The organism is Candidatus Dadabacteria bacterium, assembly GCA_026706695.1.
In the GTDB taxonomy this organism is placed as follows: Bacteria; Desulfobacterota_D; UBA1144; order Nemesobacterales; family Nemesobacteraceae; genus Nemesobacter.
The window spans coordinates 1-17733 of the sequence record JAPOYE010000029.1 but is presented as its reverse complement, the minus strand read 5'-3'; the positions used below and the strand labels follow the sequence as shown (position 1 = coordinate 17733).

Below are 17733 nucleotides of genomic sequence, written 5' to 3'. Positions count from 1 at the left end.
GAAGACACTCGGTTCTTGATGAGTAAGAAAGAGGAGGGAGACCTTAACGGTTATCCCTCCTCTTTTTTTTGCCTGCTTAACGCCAGAGAGGGTTGAATATTAATCCGGAGAGAATTTTCGGATAAAAGTAGGTGGTCTTGTGAGGCATCTTGGTTCCGTCGAGAACCACTTTGAATATGTCCTCCGATTTTAACTTGGGAAGAAGAAATCCGGCCTCAAATTCCCCGTTGTGCACGCTCTCGAATACTTCTTCTGGGAACTTGGAGTATCGTACACCCGCCTTGTCTTCTTCTATCAGTGCTCCGAACACTTGGCTGTGAAGAATTATCACGGCGAGGTTCTCATAGTCTTTTTCGCGCGCCGTCTTGGGAGTAAGCCTGAAGGTTCTCTCGGGATTCTTGGTTACAACGGATATCTGATCCGGGCCAAGATCAAGCGAGCGCTCAAGCGCAATTCTCTCGACTTCGAAATCTTCCCGCAGATTGTCAATCAGGTTATCTTCGACTTTTCTTGCTATCCTGTGAGTGGGGTTAATTATAAGTCCCTGGCCTTCTCCGCGCGAGAGATAGGTCATTACGTAGTCCCAGGGCATCTGTCCTGAATTTCCCCCCGTTTCTCTTCTCTTCAGGTCTCTGAAGTTTATCGAGGTTTCGTAACGGTGGTGACCGTCTGCGATCAGAATGGATTTGTCCGCGAGGCGGCTTTTTACGCGTTCTATGATTTTCGGGTCGGATATCTTCCAGAGAGTATTTCTTATTCCTTCCTCAAAGATGACGTCCACAAGCGGTTCTCCTATATTTTTATCTACATCTTCCTCGACCTCTCCCGAGGCGTCGGGATAGACGCAGAATATCTGGCTCAGGTTGGAGTTGCATGCGACTGTGAGCGCCAACCGGTCTTCCTTGTGTTTCCTGAAAATCTGTTCATGCGGCAGAACGATTCTCTTGTCGAAATCCTCAACTTTTAGGTTCGCTATGAACCCTTTTCTTGTGTAGCGTTGCCCTTCGAACTCGAAATCCTGGTAGTAAGGGTAGATTGAAGGCTCGTCATCCCTTATGAGCACCTTGTCGCGAAGCCACTTCGAATAGATTTCATTCGCATTTTGATAACGCTGCTTGCCTTCTCCTTCGGGCAGTTCAATTCTCACGGCGTTAAAAGGACTTTTGGCGAAGAGTTCCTCGCGTTGCTGCGGGCTTATTACGTCATAGGGAGGAGCGATGACTTTCGAGAAGTCCTCGACCGCTTCCTTGCTGTATCTTATACCTCTTAGGGGTTCTATCTCAGCCATGAAGAATCTTCTCTATTTCAGCTACGGAAAGATCGCCCTCTCTGATAATCTCGGGTGACGCGGTCGTCAGGTTCACTATCGCTGAACCCATTGAGGGTGGAAGGTTACCAGAATCAACGATAACATCAATCCCGCTCGGAAAATCCCTGCGGATATCAGCAAGCCGGTTTGAGTTGCCCCTGCCGCTTATGTTCGCGCTCGTAGAGGTTATGGGTTCTCCCACGCGACGAAGGATCTCTTTTGCGAAAGGGGAAGTGGAGATTCTTGCCGCGACCGAGTCTCTTCCTCCCGACACCTCTTGGGGGAAAACGGATTTCGGATGCAGTATGAGCGTTAGGGGTTTTTGGCTCCGGGAGTATCTTTCGAGCAGGTCGCCGGGAACATGGAAGTGACGATCAAGCATCTCCTCATCACTTACGAGGACTATAAGGCCCTTGCCTCCGGATCTTTGTTTTATCCTTACTATTCTCCGGCAGGCCTCCCGATCAAACGCAAGACAGCCGATCCCGTAGAGAGTTTCGGTCGGGTATACGATCACCCCTCCGCCCGTAAGGCATTCGGATAGCTTGTCAAATACGAGCGGATCGGTTTCTTTGATGGTTTCAGTCAATTTTTCGCGTTCCCCGGGTTCCGATATACTATTAAATAATATTCTGAGTGATTGCAATCGTGACAAAATCAAATCTCTTGAATCAATGGTTGCGAGCGACCAAGATATGTTGGTATTAGGGTAAGCAGTGGCGAGTACATAATGGAAGAGGAATTAGTCAAAAAACTTGATCCTGAACAACTGAAGGCTGTAAGCCACGGCGAAGGTCCCATGCTTGTACTTGCGGGACCGGGCACTGGTAAAACCAGAGTTATAACGCACCGGATATCACACCTGATAAAAAACAGAAGAATTCCTCCGCAGGGAATACTAGCTGTAACTTTTACTCGAAAAGCTGCCGAAGAAATGAAAAAAAGGGTAGAGAAACTTACGGGTGAAGAAGCGAAAAAAGCTTGGATAGGGACTTTTCACTCAATCTGCCTTAGGATTCTAAGGAGAGAAACCAGATCCCTTATAAACTATAAAAAGGATTTTCTTATTTTGTCCGAGAGTGAAGAGCAGAAGAGTTTTATAAGGAAGTGTATAAAAAAGCTTGATTTTGGTAGAAGGACATTTAATGCAGAAGATCTTCTTCCAGAGTTTGATAAAGCTGAAAGTAGAGACGAAATTTCCTTTGAAACCAAAGAATTAAAGATTTTGTATGACAATTACAAAAAAGAACTGGCGAAAGCCAATTTCATGACGTTTAACGACCTGCTTCTTCTTGCGAACAAGCTTTTGTCTGAGAATAAAGAAATCCTCTCAAGATACCAAAGCAGGTTTTCTTATGTGCTTGTTGATGAATATCAGGATGCGAATATTCCTCAGAACAAGTTTATAAAACTTCTTTCAGACTGTCACAAAAATCTTTTCGTCGTGGGTGATGACGATCAGTCAATTTACCGATGGAGGGGAGTTGACGCGAAAAATATCCTGAATTTTGAAAGAGACTTCAAATGCCAAGAGCTTATTAGCCTCAAATGCAACTACCGTTCCACGGAGACGATTCTAACAATAGCAACCGAAATCATAAGAGAAAATTCCCAGAGGAGAGAAAAAAACTTGCGCACCTCTAATCCTTCTGGCGATAGGTTAGTGCTCTTTTTTGGAGAAGATGGTGAGGAAGAAGCGAGTTTTGTCGCGAATATGATTTCGGAATTTACGAACACAAGAGGTTTCTCATTTAAAGATATTGCAGTTTTCTACAGAGCGAATTTTCAGTCAAGAGCAATTGAGGATGCGCTAAATCGGAGAAAAATTCAGTATGTGGTGAAAAAAGGGAAAGCTTTTTATCGAAGAGAAGAAATAATGGACATACTCGCTTATCTTCGGCTGATACTGAATCCCAAGGACCAAAAGAGTTTCGAGAGGATAATAAACATTCCACCCAGAGGAATAGCAAATATTGCTGTAGAGAGAGTCCGGAAGGCATCGGAAGATTTGGACCTAGATCCTCTGAGTGCAACTGAAAAATGTAAGTTGCCGCCAAGCGTGCGTGAAAAACTGGCGAAATTTGCGGACATTATAAATACTCTCCGGTTGGAAGCTCAGAAAAAATCCGCTTCGCAAGTCATAAACAAACTGTTGCATATGACCAACTACTTGAACTATCTTGGAAAACAGGAAGACAGGGTCGAAAATGTAAAAGAGCTTTTAAAAGTTGCTAATGAGCATGGGGAATCATCTACTCTAGATTTTATTGATAGTCTTTCTCTATCGACAGATGAAGATAATGTGAAAGCTGAAGGAGAGAAAGTTTCTCTAATGACGGTTCATGCGGCAAAAGGGCTTGAGTTTCCGATAGTATTTGTAGTCGGAGTGAACGACGGACGGTTTCCAGACCATAGATCAGCATCATCTCCTGAGGGGCTTGAGGAGGAGAGAAGGCTTTTTTATGTTGCGGTGACTAGGGCGGAGAAAATACTGTGCATAAGTTGCCATTCCCCTTCGGTTTTTGTTAATGATATTTCTTCCAAGCGAGCTGTTTACATCAGGAGTGGAGGGTTTGCTGATAAAAGGTTTTCTTCATCTGAAAAAATACAGAGAAGAGAATTCACGGTAGCGGAACTTGCCTGCGGTCACGGGGTCAGGCACGAGTTTTTCGGCGAAGGAACAGTAAAGAGTGTACAGGGCGAGAGGATTGAGGCTGTTTTCCCTGATTTCAGGGGAATGTGCATAGTTGCGGTTTTTTATTCCGCTTCGGATTTTCCGTTTTTACGGGAGGATGTTGAGGAAGAAATCAGGGACATAAATACTGAAAGCACTTATACTGAGAATAAAAATAGTACCGCTCTTCATGACTGTTTACTGGTGGGAGATGCGGAACAGGTGTCTTCCCTTATTGAGAAAAGTGCTGATGTAAACACCCGAGATAAAGATGGCAACACTCCTCTTCACCTAGCTTCACTTGAAGGAACAGTAGAGATAGTGTCGCTTCTAATTGACAAAGGAGCCCGCCTAAACGCTAAGAATAAAAATGGCGATACTTCAATCCACTTGGCTTCGCGCGCAGCAAAAATGGAAATAGTATCCCTTCTGGTTGAACGGGGGGCTGACATAAACTCTAAGGATGAAGACGGCGACACTCCTCTTCACGACGCTTTATCTTTAGGAAATATGGAACTGGCATCTTTTCTGATTGAAAACGGAGCTAATGCAGAGGTTAAAAACAATAATGGACAAACCCCTCTTCATTTCAATTCATTTGAAGAATTTTCCAAGTTGGCAAATTCGCTTGTGCAAAAGGAAGGAGCAAAATAAATGGCTAAGATGATTCCTCCAAGTATTGTCGATGATACCAACAGTTCTGAGCGCGAAGTTTTTGACAAGCTCAAGAATGACCCTGATACGAAGGGATGGACGGTTCTCCACTCAATTGAGTTGGCCAACAGAGGAGTGGGAAAACCGTACGGTGAAATAGATTTCGTAGTAGTTATCCCAGGAGAAGGAGTACTCTGTCTTGAAGTTAAGGGTTGGGGGATTTTCCACAGAGGTGGAAAGTGGTGGAGGGAGGACTGCCATGGCAACGAACAACCGCTTAGACGAAGTCCTTTCAAGCAGGCCAAGGAATCGACTAATGCGTTGCTAGAGAAGGCGAAAAGACATTTTGAAGATTCTCGAAAGGGAAAATGTCCGCCAATCGGACGCATGGTAGTTTTCCCTTACGTAGAGTGTCCACCAGTTACTCTCGAATTTGAGCGTTGGGAGGTCATTGATCGTGACGACATGCCGCATATATCTTCATCCATAAAGAAAGCGGTGCGGATTAGCAGGAAGAAGCTGAAGAAACCTGCGCCTGCCGGAGCGGAGACCAAAGAGATAATCAGATTCTTGAGCCCGAATTTTGATCGTGTACCGAGAAAGGATGTTTGGATCAGGAATTCCGAGAAAGCGTTGCAAATTCTCACGGAAGAACAGTATGAAAGACTTGACCAAGTTAAAAAAAATCCGCGTTGTCTGTTTGAAGGAGCTGCAGGAACTGGAAAGACTCTGCTTGCTTTGGAATTTTCCCGACGTGCGTGCCGTGAAGGGAAGAAAGTTCTTCTAGTTTGTTACAATCGGCTTCTCGGTCAATGGCTCAGGGAAGAAACAAAAGATACCGATATTATGGCAGGCACATTCCACGGCATTATGGAGAATTTTATAAGGGGAACCGAATACGAGAGAGATTTCAACGAAAAGAAACAAAAGAAGGTAGGTGATGAAAAACAAGAAGAAGAATTATACGATCAAGATTATCCGTTCTATGCGGAGCTTGCTCTTGAAGAACTCGGTCCGCAGTTTGATCTGCTGGTCATGGATGAGGCACAGGACCTGTGTCAGGAAACAAAACTGAACGCTCTTGATCTTGCCATACAGGGAAGATTTTCCGGTGGTCACTGGGCAATTTTCGGCGATTTTTCTCGCCAGACTATCTACGACAAAACGGAAGACCCCATTGATGCACTGAAAAAATTTTGCGGCGTTCAAGACATCCCTAGATTCGACCTAACGGTCAACTGCAGAAACACTAGAAACATAGCAGAAGAAGTCTATCGTCTTTCAGGGTTTGAAAATCCTCCATCCAGATTTGTTAGAGAGCAGGGTCCTCCTGTCAAGCGCAGGTACTGGAAAGACTCAGCGGATTTCGTCAATAAACTCGGCGGAGAGATCAGTTCCCTTCTTCAAGACGAAATCTCCCTAGAGGGAATAGTACTTCTTTCTTCGCTCAGCTTAGAGAAATCGGTTCTATCCTGCGAGAAAAGAATATCAGGATTTCCTGTTGAAGATTGCTCCAAGGAATTGGATGTCCTCTGGAAGAAAGAGATCGTAAAATTTTCCACAATACATTCTTTCAAGGGGCTTGAAAGTCCGGTTGTAATTGTTGTGGTAGAGGCGGAAGGATTGCTAGGAGATAATTGGGAATCTCTTCTTTACGTGTCGATGTCTAGGGCAAAAGACCTGCTCATCCTTATGATAAAGCAGGATGCTAAGGATATTGTTAAGGGAAACTTACCCTCTTGATTTTAACGATGGACTCGCAAGCTGTAAAAAGAACCGACGGATGGAAATCCCGTATCGCCTCGGAACTTGTGGAAATCCTGGGCGCCGGGGCGGTTATATCAGCCAAGGATGAGCTGATCGTTTATGAAAGCGACGGGCTCACGGGATACAGGGTAACACCTCTTTTCGTTGTTCTTCCCTCAAATGTGGAGGAAGTCTCCCTGGTTGTGAAACTCTGCAATCGCGAGAAGATTCCTTTTGTTCCGAGAGGGGCGGGAACCGGCCTATCCGGCGGCGCTCTTCCCAGTCGCGAGGGAATAGTGATATCACTTTCAAGAATGAACAGGATTCTTCATGTGGATATCCCGAACCGCGTTGTCGTGGTCGAGCCCGGAGTGGTAAATATTTCCGTAACCGATGCCGTGAGTGCCGAGGGATTTTACTACGCCCCCGATCCTTCAAGCCAGATCGTGTGCACAATAGGGGGCAATGTCGCGGAGAATTCAGGCGGAGTTCATTGTCTTAAGTATGGAGTCACGACCAACCATGTGCTCGGAGTGGAGATGGTTCTGCCCGACGGAGCGGTGGTCACGCTAGGGGGTCCTACCCCGGAGAGTCTCGGATATGACCTTCTTTCGCTTGTGGTCGGAAGCGAGGGGCTTTTGGGCATAGTGACCAAGGTCTTTTTGAGAATAATAAAAAAACCTCAGATGGTTAAAACTCTTTTTGCTTCGTTTGAGAGAATCGAGGACGCCGGGGCGTCGGTCTCCGCGATCATTTCTTCCGGGGTTATTCCCGCGGGAATGGAAATCATGGACAATCTCAGCATAAACGCCGTGGAGACCACGGTAGGCGCCGGATACCCCAGGGACGCGGGAGCCATTCTTCTCGTGGAGCTTGACGGCCCCGGGGCGGAGGTTAGCGCACAGGTTCCTGCCGTGACCGGGATACTTCGGGAAAACGGTGCGATTGAAATAAAGCTGGCGGCGGATGAAAGCGAGAGACAGCTTTTCTGGAAGGGGCGTAAGAGCGCGTTTGCCGCCATGGGGAAAATAAGTCCCGGATACTATGTTCAGGACGGCGTAATTCCCAGGAGCAGCTTGGCCAGGGTGCTTGGAGAGATAGGGGATCTCGGCAGACGGTACGGCCTTCGGGTTGCCAATGTCTTTCACGCGGGAGACGGAAATCTTCATCCGCTGGTGCTTTATGATCCCGAAGTTGAGGGGGAATCCGAGAAAGCCGAGGAACTTTCCGGCGAAATTCTCAGGGTATGCGTTGATGTCGGCGGCAGCATTACGGGAGAACACGGTGTGGGTTTTGATAAGAAGAGGTTTCTTCCGCTTATGTTCAGTGAACAGGAAATAGATACGATGAATCTTGTGCGGTGCGCTTTTGACGAAGAAGGGCTCTGCAATCCCGGCAAGGTGTTCCCGACTCCTAGAACGTGCGTTGAGCCCGGGATGCAAAAACGAGGTTCCGAAACTGCTCCCGCAAAGGAAATGGGGGAGCTTTTCTAGTAGAGCGGGGCCCGTGTTCAAGGTTTAACGGTCCGTTGGTTTGAAAAAAGGATGTCTCACGTAACAGAACTCTCTAAGATGGTTTCAGCTTCCCGTGTTCCCATTTACGGGGATACGGGTTCAGACGTTCCCGAATTCGGCTTCTCTCCCGAAGTAATTCTCTATCCCGAAAACATCGAGGAGATATCCCGGGTCCTCGGGTTTGCTTCGCAGAAGGGCATTCGTGTTTTTCCCTTTGCGGGGGGCACCAAGCTTTTTCTCGGCAACCCGGTCGGCGCGGTCGGCGCGGCGCTTTCACTCAAGCGTCTTGGTAGGGTTCTGTTTCACGAGCCCTCTGACATGGTTTCCACGGTCGAATGCGGGATGGAGGTGAGGGAGTTTCAGAATGCCGTTGGGAGCGAAAACCAGCTTTTTCCCGTGGACCCGCCCGGTCTTAACTCCGGAGCCACTGTGGGAGGGCTTTTGTCGACGAATCTTTGCGGTCCAATGAGCACCAGATACGGCACGTGCAGAGAGCTTATCCTGGGAGTCAGGGCCGTGAGGGCTGACGGCGAGATCATAAATTTGGGAGGGAAAGTAGTTAAAAACGTGGCGGGTTATGATATTCCTAAGCTTATGGCAGGTTCGCTTGGCACCCTGTGTGTATTGGTGGAAGCGACTTTCAGGTTATATCCCCACCAGCCCTTCTCAAGAACCCTGGTTCTGGGTTTTGACAGCCATGTTCCCTGTTCCCGGGCAGCCAGAGCGATACTTGCTGCGGATGTTGTTCCCACATGCTTTGAAATACTTGACGAGAGACTCTCTTTGGAATTTGCGGCGGCACCGGGGGCCAAAAGAAGTGTCCTGCTTAGATTCGACAGCTTCGAAGAGGCGGTGATCGAGCAGATAAAACAGGTGAGGGAGATAACCTCTGGTGACTCTGCCTCCTTCATCGAGATGGACGATCAGGATTCACGGGAGTTATGGGATTCGGCAAGGGAATTTCCGTTTCCATCCGGGGCAAGTTTTTCCTCGAAGCTCGCCCTCCCCGTAACTGCCTCAATCGAGATTCTCTCCGATATTGAGAGCAATCCGGCACTCTCGGGGGTCACAGTGCGCTGCCTTTCGAGACCCGCCAGAGGGGTTGCGCTTGTTTCGGTAAGCGGCGGGGGTGAAGAGGCGGTCAGAGCGGCGCATTCTCTTGAGAATCTTGCCGATTCGCTTGGGGGCCGTATCATGTTCTCGGGGGTCCGCGGCGAACTCAGGGAGAGGATAAAAGCATGGGGAGATTTCGGAGAGGCGCTTTTTCTTATGAAGAACATAAAACGGCGTTTTGATCCGGGAAACATTCTGCCCGGCGAAAAAATATTCGATGCAGACTGAGGATAGGGATTATGATAAGAAGGGAATCCGATGAGGGGTGGACGCTCATAACGCAGCCGAGCCACGCTTTTCTTTCTTCAAGAATAATGGATTTCTGGGGCAATGAGGATTTCGAGACTATCACTCCCAGAGACGAAGTGATGCTTGCGATAAGGGAACATGACTGCGGGTGGGAGGGAACGGATTCCGTGGCTGATCTTAACCCGAAAAACGGCTACCCGAGAAGTTTCATGGAAATGCGGTCCGAGAGCCAGCTTGAGATATGGTCTGAGTGTTTCGAAAAACATGCCTGCGAGCATCCATACGCCTGCGCGCTCATAGCGCTTCACTTCTCCGAACTTAACGAAAGGACCATATCCAGAAACCCAAACAACAAGGCGGCCGTTTCGCTTAGAGAGAAAATCAGGGAATTTCTGCGGCGAAGCCTCGAGATCAGGGTCGGGGATGAGAGCCTGAACGGATACCTGCCTGCCGATATCCAGACCAATCTCAGGTTTCTTCAGGTGGGTGACATAATATCGCTTGGCCTCTGCCACGGATCAAGATCAGTCACTATTCCGGGCGTTCCGATTAATTACCTCGGAGACACGGTGGAAATAGCGCTGTCATCAGAGGACGGGCTTAACTATACGATCTGCCCAAATCCTTTTTCTCAAGACTCTCTTCACTTTGATATATCCGGCAGAAAACTTGGGAAAAAATCGTTTGGCGCCCAAGAGGAACTCAAAGAGGCTTTCCATAGCGCGGGTCTCGAGACTTTCGGTTTTTCGATTTCTTCGGGAGCGGAGGGACGCAATGTCGCTTGAGACTGCTTTTGACCATACAGATCGCCCGAGCAAGAAGATAATACAGGACTGCGTTCACTGCGGGTTCTGTCTTTCATCTTGTCCCACCTATCTTGAGACCGGAAACGAACTCGATTCTCCCAGGGGAAGAATACATCTGATAAAGGCCGCGGAGGAGGGAAGAATTCCGATGGGCGAGTCACTTGTAAAACACCTTGATCTGTGTCTGGGATGTCTTGCCTGTGAGACTGCGTGTCCCTCTGGAGTTAAGTATGGAAGTCTGATAGAGATGTCGAGGGGACAGATTGAAAGGAGGTTCAAAAGGGGCCTGGGGGAGAGAATTCTCAAGGCTTTTATCTTCAAAATCTTTCCCTATCCCCAAAGGTTGAAGGTTCTTCTGCCGTTTGTCTACCTGGTAAAAACCCTTGGCCTGAAGAGGGTTTTCCCGCCGTGGCTTCTTGACAGAATAAGTCTCTCGGCTTCCTCCATGTTTCATATGCTTCCCGAGGTCAGCTCCGCTTTCGGGGAAACTCTTTCGGCCTTTTACCCGGCAATTGGAGAGAGAAAAAAGAAAGTTGCCCTTCTGAGCGGGTGCGTTCAGGGGGTCTTCTTCCCGGAAATAAACAGGGCAACGATCGAAGTGCTTCGCGCAAGTGGCTGCGAAGTTTTTGTTCCCAAGAATCAGGGATGTTGCGGGGCCCTTTCTGTTCATTCGGGAAGGCTTGAGGAAGGAAGGGAGTTCGCAAGAAAACTGGTGGCGCTTTTCGCCACCTTAAATGTAGATGCCGTAGTCGTTAATTCTGCCGGATGCGGTTCCACTATGAAGGAATACGCCGAGATCCTGCATGGGGATCCGGTCTACTCCGAAGCCGCAGCGCAGCTCTCAGCGAAAACCGTGGATGTCATGGAATTTCTTTCAGATGTGGAAATAGGGGCGTCGCTACGCCCTCTTGATATAAGGATTACTTATCAGGACGCATGCCATATTGTTCACGGACAAGGGATACGGTCTGCTCCAAGAGAACTTCTAAGAAGCATCCCGGGACTGGATCTCGTCGAAATGCAACGGTCGGATCACTGCTGCGGAAGCGCCGGGATATATAATATCGTGCAACCGGAGATGTCCGCCAGACTTCTCTCAGGGAAAATAAGAGAGATAGAAAAAACCGGTGCTGACTATCTGGCCGTCGGGAATCCCGGGTGCATGATACAGATCCGCAAGGGATTGCTCGGTTTAGATTCCAAGACCAAGATTGTGCATCCAGTAGAAATTCTCAACTGGTCGCTGAGAGGCAGCATCAGCTAGGTAAAGCGCGGAGACAGTTTTAACCTAGCACGGAATCCTTGCAGGCTTTCGCCACGCGGAACTTCAGGACCTTTCTTGCAGGTATGCTGATTACTTCACCGGTGGCGGGATTTCTCCCCATTCTGGCACTACGATTGCTGATAACCAGTTTGCCGATTCCAGGAATCGTGAATTCTCCTTTTCCCTTTACCTCTTCACATGCAATTGACGCCATAGCATCAATAACGGTTTTGGCTGTCGCCTTGGTTATTCCCGCCTTCTCTGCCAAGCTGTTTGAAAGCTGGGATTTTGTTAAAGGTTTTCCGTTCACTAAAATCCTCCTTAAAATCTCTTAATAACTATCGGGGTATTCTGGCCAAAAGTCAATCTGTTTTACCGGTTATTCCTAATTTTGCCGGTTGTTGCTAAATCGCCAGATTCTCAATATTGTTATGAATGTCCTTTTTTATTGAAGCTTTTGTGGGTGGAAAAATAGATGAGATCTTGGTTCAGGGAAAGAAAAATGAAGAACTGGGTGACCCTGGTTTTAATATCTCTTGGTTTCCTCCTGGTTCTTTTTCTCCTGTACGCGAGGTTTCTTCAAGAAAGGGAATCGAGTGCACAGGGTCACTCTGAAGATAACGTCCACAGGCCCATAAAAGTGATGACACCTGTTGCGTCCCCGGGTTCAGTTTACACCGAAGTTCTCGGAAGAGTTCGTGGCAAGCAGACCGTTCTGGTCCGAACGACCGTCTCGGGATGGGTAAAGCGGATAGATTCTGGCCGAGGTCAGGAAATCGAGAAGGATGGAATTATCCTCGAACTCTACGATTATCGCGTGGAAACACGGCTTGACGAGGCCAAGTACAATCTTGAGTCCGCCAAGGGGAAGCTTGCCGAGGCTGAAAGGGTATACCGCAGGAACGCGGCTCTTTTTGAGAAGGGAATAGTCTCTGAGGACGAGACCGAGGCGTCACAAAACCTGCTTGAAACCGCCTCGGCCGGCGTGAAGGCCCTTGAAGCTTCTTACAAAAGGGCCAAGTGGAATTACGAAAACCTGAAGATCCGCTCCCCTATCCAAGGCCAGGTTGTCGAAATCGTTCCCGACATCGGGCAGGAGACAAGAAACGGGGATGTGGTAGCCAAAGTCGTTAATCTAAGCGGCAGGAAAGTCATAGCCGGTGTGGACGTGTCCGTTGCCAGAAGCGTCAACAGGGGAGATGTTCTCGAGGTATCACTTACAAGAGACGGCACGGTGGAAACCGTCGCGGGCGAGGTTGACGGCGTGAGTCCGGGTTCTGATGATTTCTCAGGCACCTACGATATCGAGATTGCCATATCCGACCCCTCGGTGAAATGGTGGCCCGGGGAAATGGTTTCCGTAAAAATACCGGTGCAGACGCTTGATAATGTCGTCAGAATTCCCAAGACGGCTGTCTTGTCCGACGACAAAGAAAATTCCTCTTTTGTGCTGGTTGAAAAAAACGGAGAAGTTCTCAAGGCTAAAGTGGCGCCCACGTGGATAGACGACAACTCGGCCTACATATCCTTTGATTCCCTTCCTCCAGATTCCAGAATCATAACCGAGGGGAACTTCGGCCTTCTTCCTGGTCAGCCGGTAAGGGTTGTCGACTAATTTTCCGGTTCCCCGGGGTGCCCGGGTTCAGCAGGGCTGACTGCTGAGAAATTCGCACTTTTCCCGGATTATCTCTGCCGCTCTTTCTATCTCCTCAAAGGTGTTTTCCGGGCAGAAGCTGAATCTTATGCTTGAATACGCATGCTGTTCATCCAGCCCCATGGCGGTCAGAACGTAGGATGGCGTAATGTCGAAATTCGTGCACGCGGAACTCTGGGAACACCTTATTCCCGCCTCGTCAAGAAGGGAGACCAGTTTTCTTCCGTCAGTTCCGCCGAAATGGATATTGGTGGTGTTGCATATTCTTTCCCCGCCGCCCCCGTTAACCGAGGTGTCCGGGATAGACTCGATTATTATTCTCTCGAACCGGTCGCGAAGATCTTTCATCTTTCCTATGGCCTGCTCAAGCCTTGTGTGCCTTATCTCGCAGGCGGTCCCAAAGCCTGCTATGCCCGGAAGGTTTTCAGTCCCGGGACGAAACCCTTCCTCCTGGAATCCTCCGAAAAGAAAAGGATTCACAAGCAACCTGTCTTTTGCGTAGAGAACCGCGGCGCCCTGGGGACCGCTGATTTTATGAGCGGTGAAAGAGAGAAAATCCACATGGAGCTTCGCAAGATCAACCTCGAGCTTGCCTACAGCTTGAGCCGCGTCGGTGTGGAGAAGCACTCCGTTTTTCCTGCAGACCTCGGAAATGCTCGCGATATCCTGTATAACTCCGGTCTCGTTGTTAACCCACTGCACGGAAACTAGATCGGTTTTCTCGGAGATCGCGTTTTCGAGTCTTCGGATGTCAAGAATCCCATGTCTGTCCACCTCGAGCATTTCGATGTGGACGTCGTTTAGTTCGAGGAAATTGCACATCTTCATTATCGAGGAGTGCTCTACTTGGGTTGTGACAATGTGCGGCTTCTCTTTTTTCCTGGTGCAGGAATAAAAAACCATGTTGTTTGATTCCGTGCCGGAACTTGTGAATATGAGGTCTTCGGGGGAGCATCCCACAAGATCGGAGGTCCGTTTTCGGGCAAGGTCCATGCGGTGCCTCGCCCGCTCTCCAGCCGAATGGGCGCTTGAGGGATTGCCGAACCCCTCGCCCATGGCTTCGTGCATGGCCTCCGTTACTTCGGGAAGTGGTCTTGTAGTTGCGTTGTTGTCAAGGTAGATTTCGCCGGAAATTTCCTCTGTACACCCCATTATAAAGCTAATAATACACGATTTTGTGGCTAAGGTGTTTCTTCCGGGAGGTCTTCGGGCAGGAGAAGGGTTATGCAGGGTTCCTCGGAGTCTTTCGTTACCGGACCCAGGTAGGAAATAACCTGAAATTCCCGGGCTTTTCCGTCTTTGGTAACCGAAGCGGTGAAATTGATCACGTTGGTTCTCTTCGTTTTTCTGGTCGCCCTTATGGACGACACGAGAGGGGAAAGTATTTCCTTTAGCCTGGTGTTTTCATCCTCTCCGCGGGCCGAGGCCTCGGAATCGGGCTCCATCATTTCCTTTTTAAGCGAGGAGGTTACGAATATGCGGATCATGAGACCTGATTCCCTTGCCACGTCGGATACCTCGAACTGCTTTTCAAGTTCTAGGTCAGTCTCTCTTTCCAGATAGAATCTCTCCATTTCTCTCCCCCTTGATATCGGTAATATATAGTAGATGGTTTAGTAGGTATATACAAAACGCCGCGCCGGTGCGGCATCGGGAGAATTTCCGCATGGAGAAGACTGGAGAAATAAGATTTGTTCCCTTGAGGGGAATTCCGGAAGTGGAGGAGGGGGACAGCCTCGGGGAGATGATTCTGCACGCCGCCGGCCGTGAGGGATTTTCGTTTCTCGACGGGGATATAGTTGTAATTGCGCAGAAGGTGGTTTCAAAGGCCGAAGGCAGGGTCGTTAGTCTCTCCCAGGTGGAACCTTCAGGTTTCGCGGTTACGGTCTCCGAGGAGGTTTCAAAGGATCCGAGGTTGGTGGAGGTGATTCTCGGGGAAACCAAGAGAATCGTAAAAATGGACGAGAGAGAAAGCGGCAAGGGAAGACTTATAGTTGAAACGATCGGAGGGCTTGTGCTGGCAAACGCCGGCGTTGATGCGTCAAATGTTTCCGGGGGCGAGGATGTCACACTTCTTCCGCTTGATTCCGATCGCTCCGCCGGGGTTATAAGAAAACATATAGAACAGGAAACCGGAAAGTACGTGGCCGTCATAATAAGCGATACCGTGGGACGTCCCTGGCGGGAAGGGCTCACCGACATCGCCATTGGCTGTAGCGGCATGAGGCCACTTTCTGACCGCAGGGGAGAGACCGATAGCAAAGGTCTTCTGCTTACGGCAACCGAGATGGCGACCGCGGACCAGGTGGCGTGTGCCGCGGGCTTGCTGATGGAGAAAACCGCGGCTCTGCCCGTTGTGGTAGCGCGGGGGGTTGAGTACATCCGCGGGGAAGGAAGTTCGGATGAACTGATCAGAGATCCGGCCCATGACCTGTTCAGGTAATCTCCCCAAATTCCATGAAAGGTTTTTTCGAAAAAGATTTCCTCCTTATCTCTCACCGCGGCGCGAGTCATTACGAACCGGAAAATACTCTTCGCTCTTTCCGCAGGGCCCTGGACATGGGGTCTGCGGTGATAGAGTTTGACGTGAGGAGGAGTCTTGACGGCCGCTTGGTCGTCATTCACGACCGGACGGTGGACAGGACCACGGATGGTAAGGGAGCCGTTTCGGGGAAGACCTTTTCTGAACTTCGATCTCTTGACGCCGGTTTCGGGGAGCGGATACCGACTCTTGAGGAAGTCTTTGAGAATTTCGGGGGGCGCTGCGGACTTGTGATCGAACTTAAGGAAAAAGGTACGGAAGAAGAAACGGTCTCGCTTATAAAAGCTCATGGTCTTATAAAAGATGCGGCGGTGGTTTCTTTCCGCGAGGACTGTCTTCGTGCCGTGAGGGAACTTGATCCTTCCATTACTACGGGACTTATTACGGTCTTCGGCTTCGGGTGCGTGAAGAAGGCTCTTTCTCTGGGCTGTCGGGTAGTTGCTACAAATCACCGTTTTATGACGGGACGCCTCGCTTCGGAAGCCCGAAGAAGAGGTCTTTTCGTGTGCTGCTGGACGGTTAACGATCCGAAACGAGGCGAAAAGCTGGCCAGTATCGGGATTAACGGGATTATCACCGACAAGCCTGACCTGATCTGAAGCTGGCTTGCCGGTGCGCCTGATCTTGTCCCCAAGACGTTAGCCCGCTGAAATAACTCGAATCCGGAGTACTCCCGCTGTCCTGTGTCACAGTGATTTACGCGGTCGATCGGTTATTATTCGCTGTTATGCAAGCTGTTTAAGCGATGGTGAGAAAATGTCGCCTGATAACGGACATTCCATATATTTTGACTATAACGCGACTACGCCTCTTGACCCGCGCGTTTTGGAAGAGATGATCCCATATCTTGCCGGAAATTATGGGAATCCTTCCAGCATTCATTCTCTTGGAAGCGTTGCGCGCGCGGCGGTTGATCGCGCCCGCGAGAGGGTATCAGGTTATCTCGGGGCGAGGCCGGGAGAAATAGTTTTTACCTCCGGGGGCAGTGAAAGCAACAATTTCGCCATAAAAGGCTTGGCCTACGCTCTTTCTGACAGGGGAAACCACTTGGTTACGACCGCGGTCGAGCACGCCTCGTGTCTTGAAGCGTTCAGGTTTCTTGAACGCAGGGGTTTCGAAGTCACCTATCTTCCCGTGGATCCCTTCGGACGGGTCTTCCCCGAGCAGTTCCGGGAAGCGATTACCGAGCGCACGATTCTTGTTTCCTGCATGTACGTGAATAACGAGACCGGAGTTGTAAGTCCGATTCGAGACATAGGGGAAGTTGCCCGCGAGAGGGGGGTGATTTTCCACACAGATGCGGTTCAGGCCTTGGGAAAGATGGAGATCGATCTTGCCGATCTGCCGGTGGACATGGCGTCTTTTTCCGCCCACAAGATATGCGGTCCCAAGGGGTCGGGAGCTCTTTACTTGAAAAAAGGGGTTGCCCTCGAGCCTTTCGTGCACGGCGGGGGGCAGGAGAGGGGAAAGAGATCGGGAACGGAGAACGTAGCGGCCGTCTGCGGATTCGGTTATGCGTGCGAGCTTCTGCGCGGGGAGCTTGAGACGGAAAACGAAAGACTGGGGAAGCTGCGCGACCGTCTTTTCGAGGAGCTTTCACGGGAAATAGAGGATGTTTACCTGAACGGACATCCCGACACCAGAGTCTCCAACACCCTTAACGTTGGTTTTCCAGGGACTCCGGGTGATTCGGTGGTAATGAATCTCGATACCGCCGGAGTGGCGGTTTCAACTGGTTCTGCATGCTCCGAGGGAAACGTTGACCCTTCCCACGTGTTGGTCGCCATGGGGCTTGAAGAACGGGAAGCGCTCTGCTCGGTCAGGTTCAGCTTCGGCCGTTTTACCCGTTCGGAGGAAGTCGACAGGGTGATCGAGCTTCTTCCCGCGATAGTAGAGAGGATAAGGACGCTTCAGGATTTCTGACGGGATGTCATGCCGGCGGGCAGCATGTATTACCGCACAAATTAGGGATAAAGCGGAACAGACTCAAGTCCCAGGCTCTCTGGAAGGTCAAGCATGATGTTCATGTTCTGTATCGCCTGGCCGGAGGCTCCCTTTACCAGGTTATCTATGGCGCAGACTATTACCGCGGTTTTTTTCTCTGGGTTCGTCCTCACACCTATGTCGCAGAAGTTTGAACCCCTGACGCAGGAGGTGTTCGGAAAAGTCCCCTCGGGAAGAATCCTCACGAAGGGCGAGTTCTCGTAG

16 protein-coding genes are annotated in these 17733 nt (G+C 49.6%); 10 read left to right on the top strand and 6 right to left on the bottom strand.

Annotated features, from left to right (window positions below; translation table 11 throughout):
• Positions 1-76: 76 nt before the first annotated feature.
• Positions 77-1288, bottom strand: coding sequence for a DUF1015 domain-containing protein (locus OXG10_02465; protein ID MCY3826232.1), 1212 nt, complete (start codon positions 1286-1288; stop codon positions 77-79).
• Positions 1281-1898, bottom strand: coding sequence for an L-threonylcarbamoyladenylate synthase (locus OXG10_02460; protein ID MCY3826231.1), 618 nt, complete (start codon positions 1896-1898; stop codon positions 1281-1283). Before OXG10_02460 ends, OXG10_02465 begins: the two co-directional genes overlap by 8 nt.
• Before the next feature lie 141 nt (positions 1899-2039).
• On the opposite strand from OXG10_02460, the gene OXG10_02455 reads away from it, so the two are divergent.
• The 6 genes from OXG10_02455 to OXG10_02430 are packed head-to-tail and all read left to right on the top strand — an operon-like array spanning position 2040 to position 11329.
• Entirely contained in the window at positions 2040-4637 is a 2598-nt protein-coding gene (locus tag OXG10_02455) for a UvrD-helicase domain-containing protein (protein ID MCY3826230.1), read from the top strand.
• Entirely contained in the window at positions 4638-6380 is a 1743-nt protein-coding gene (locus OXG10_02450) for an NERD domain-containing protein (GenBank protein ID MCY3826229.1), read from the top strand.
• Positions 6381-6388: 8 nt separating this feature from the next.
• Positions 6389-7876: an FAD-binding protein gene (locus OXG10_02445; GenBank protein ID MCY3826228.1), complete on the top strand. Its 1488-nt coding sequence runs from the start codon at positions 6389-6391 to the stop codon at positions 7874-7876.
• Positions 7877-7927: 51 nt separating this feature from the next.
• Positions 7928-9238, top strand: coding sequence for an FAD-binding oxidoreductase (locus OXG10_02440; protein ID MCY3826227.1), 1311 nt, complete (start codon positions 7928-7930; stop codon positions 9236-9238).
• An 11-nt stretch (positions 9239-9249) separates the two neighbouring features.
• Positions 9250-10044, top strand: a complete 795-nt coding sequence (locus OXG10_02435) for a DUF3891 family protein (protein ID MCY3826226.1) — start codon at positions 9250-9252, stop codon at positions 10042-10044.
• Positions 10034-11329, top strand: a complete 1296-nt coding sequence (locus OXG10_02430) for a heterodisulfide reductase-related iron-sulfur binding cluster (GenBank protein ID MCY3826225.1) — start codon at positions 10034-10036, stop codon at positions 11327-11329. The genes OXG10_02435 and OXG10_02430 overlap by 11 nt, the downstream gene beginning before the upstream one ends.
• Before the next feature lie 19 nt (positions 11330-11348).
• Here OXG10_02430 and OXG10_02425 read toward each other — a convergent pair whose 3' ends face one another.
• Complete coding sequence (locus tag OXG10_02425; protein MCY3826224.1) at positions 11349-11639, bottom strand: HU family DNA-binding protein; 291 nt, start codon at positions 11637-11639, stop codon at positions 11349-11351.
• Between the two features lie 165 nt (positions 11640-11804).
• Between OXG10_02425 and OXG10_02420 the strand changes: the two genes are divergently transcribed.
• Positions 11805-12944, top strand: a complete 1140-nt coding sequence (locus OXG10_02420; protein ID MCY3826223.1) for an efflux RND transporter periplasmic adaptor subunit — start codon at positions 11805-11807, stop codon at positions 12942-12944.
• Positions 12945-12971: 27 nt separating this feature from the next.
• Here OXG10_02420 and OXG10_02415 read toward each other — a convergent pair whose 3' ends face one another.
• Together OXG10_02415 and OXG10_02410 are read right to left on the bottom strand one after the other, a co-directional pair.
• Positions 12972-14135: a cysteine desulfurase family protein gene (locus OXG10_02415; GenBank protein ID MCY3826222.1), complete on the bottom strand. Its 1164-nt coding sequence runs from the start codon at positions 14133-14135 to the stop codon at positions 12972-12974.
• 29 nt (positions 14136-14164) lie between these two features.
• Positions 14165-14557, bottom strand: coding sequence for a hypothetical protein (locus tag OXG10_02410; protein ID MCY3826221.1), 393 nt, complete (start codon positions 14555-14557; stop codon positions 14165-14167).
• Positions 14558-14649: 92 nt separating this feature from the next.
• Between OXG10_02410 and cofE the strand changes: the two genes are divergently transcribed.
• The 3 genes from cofE (at position 14650) to OXG10_02395 (ending at position 17448) form a co-directional block, all read left to right on the top strand.
• Positions 14650-15426 carry a coenzyme F420-0:L-glutamate ligase gene (cofE, locus tag OXG10_02405; GenBank protein MCY3826220.1) on the top strand — a complete coding sequence of 259 codons (777 nt, stop codon included), beginning with the start codon at positions 14650-14652 and terminating at the stop codon, positions 15424-15426.
• Positions 15427-15440: 14 nt separating this feature from the next.
• Positions 15441-16124: a glycerophosphodiester phosphodiesterase family protein gene (locus OXG10_02400; protein MCY3826219.1), complete on the top strand. Its 684-nt coding sequence runs from the start codon at positions 15441-15443 to the stop codon at positions 16122-16124.
• Positions 16125-16281: 157 nt separating this feature from the next.
• Positions 16282-17448 carry a cysteine desulfurase family protein gene (locus OXG10_02395; protein MCY3826218.1) on the top strand — a complete coding sequence of 389 codons (1167 nt, stop codon included), beginning with the start codon at positions 16282-16284 and terminating at the stop codon, positions 17446-17448.
• 41 nt (positions 17449-17489) lie between these two features.
• Here OXG10_02395 and OXG10_02390 read toward each other — a convergent pair.
• On the bottom strand, positions 17490-17733 hold a 244-nt coding region (locus tag OXG10_02390), incomplete at its 5' end, for an Asd/ArgC dimerization domain-containing protein (GenBank protein ID MCY3826217.1).

What these genes read in the sequence shown, in the direction of transcription:
- OXG10_02440 (MCY3826227.1), top strand. Translation starts at nt 7,928, where the DNA reads ATGTCTCACGTAACAGAACTCTCTAAGATGGTTTCAGCTTCCCGTGTT.
- OXG10_02415 (MCY3826222.1), bottom strand. Translation starts at nt 14,135, where the DNA reads ATGGGGTGTACAGAGGAAATTTCCGGCGAAATCTACCTTGACAACAAC.
- OXG10_02435 (MCY3826226.1), top strand. Translation starts at nt 9,250, where the DNA reads ATGATAAGAAGGGAATCCGATGAGGGGTGGACGCTCATAACGCAGCCG.
- OXG10_02450 (MCY3826229.1), top strand. Translation starts at nt 4,638, where the DNA reads ATGGCTAAGATGATTCCTCCAAGTATTGTCGATGATACCAACAGTTCT.
- OXG10_02395 (MCY3826218.1), top strand. Translation starts at nt 16,282, where the DNA reads ATGTCGCCTGATAACGGACATTCCATATATTTTGACTATAACGCGACT.
- OXG10_02400 (MCY3826219.1), top strand. Translation starts at nt 15,441, where the DNA reads ATGAAAGGTTTTTTCGAAAAAGATTTCCTCCTTATCTCTCACCGCGGC.
- OXG10_02455 (MCY3826230.1), top strand. Translation starts at nt 2,040, where the DNA reads ATGGAAGAGGAATTAGTCAAAAAACTTGATCCTGAACAACTGAAGGCT.
- cofE (MCY3826220.1), top strand. Translation starts at nt 14,650, where the DNA reads ATGGAGAAGACTGGAGAAATAAGATTTGTTCCCTTGAGGGGAATTCCG.
- OXG10_02430 (MCY3826225.1), top strand. Translation starts at nt 10,034, where the DNA reads ATGTCGCTTGAGACTGCTTTTGACCATACAGATCGCCCGAGCAAGAAG.
- OXG10_02410 (MCY3826221.1), bottom strand. Translation starts at nt 14,557, where the DNA reads ATGGAGAGATTCTATCTGGAAAGAGAGACTGACCTAGAACTTGAAAAG.
- OXG10_02445 (MCY3826228.1), top strand. Translation starts at nt 6,389, where the DNA reads ATGGACTCGCAAGCTGTAAAAAGAACCGACGGATGGAAATCCCGTATC.
- OXG10_02420 (MCY3826223.1), top strand. Translation starts at nt 11,805, where the DNA reads ATGAGATCTTGGTTCAGGGAAAGAAAAATGAAGAACTGGGTGACCCTG.
- OXG10_02465 (MCY3826232.1), bottom strand. Translation starts at nt 1,288, where the DNA reads ATGGCTGAGATAGAACCCCTAAGAGGTATAAGATACAGCAAGGAAGCG.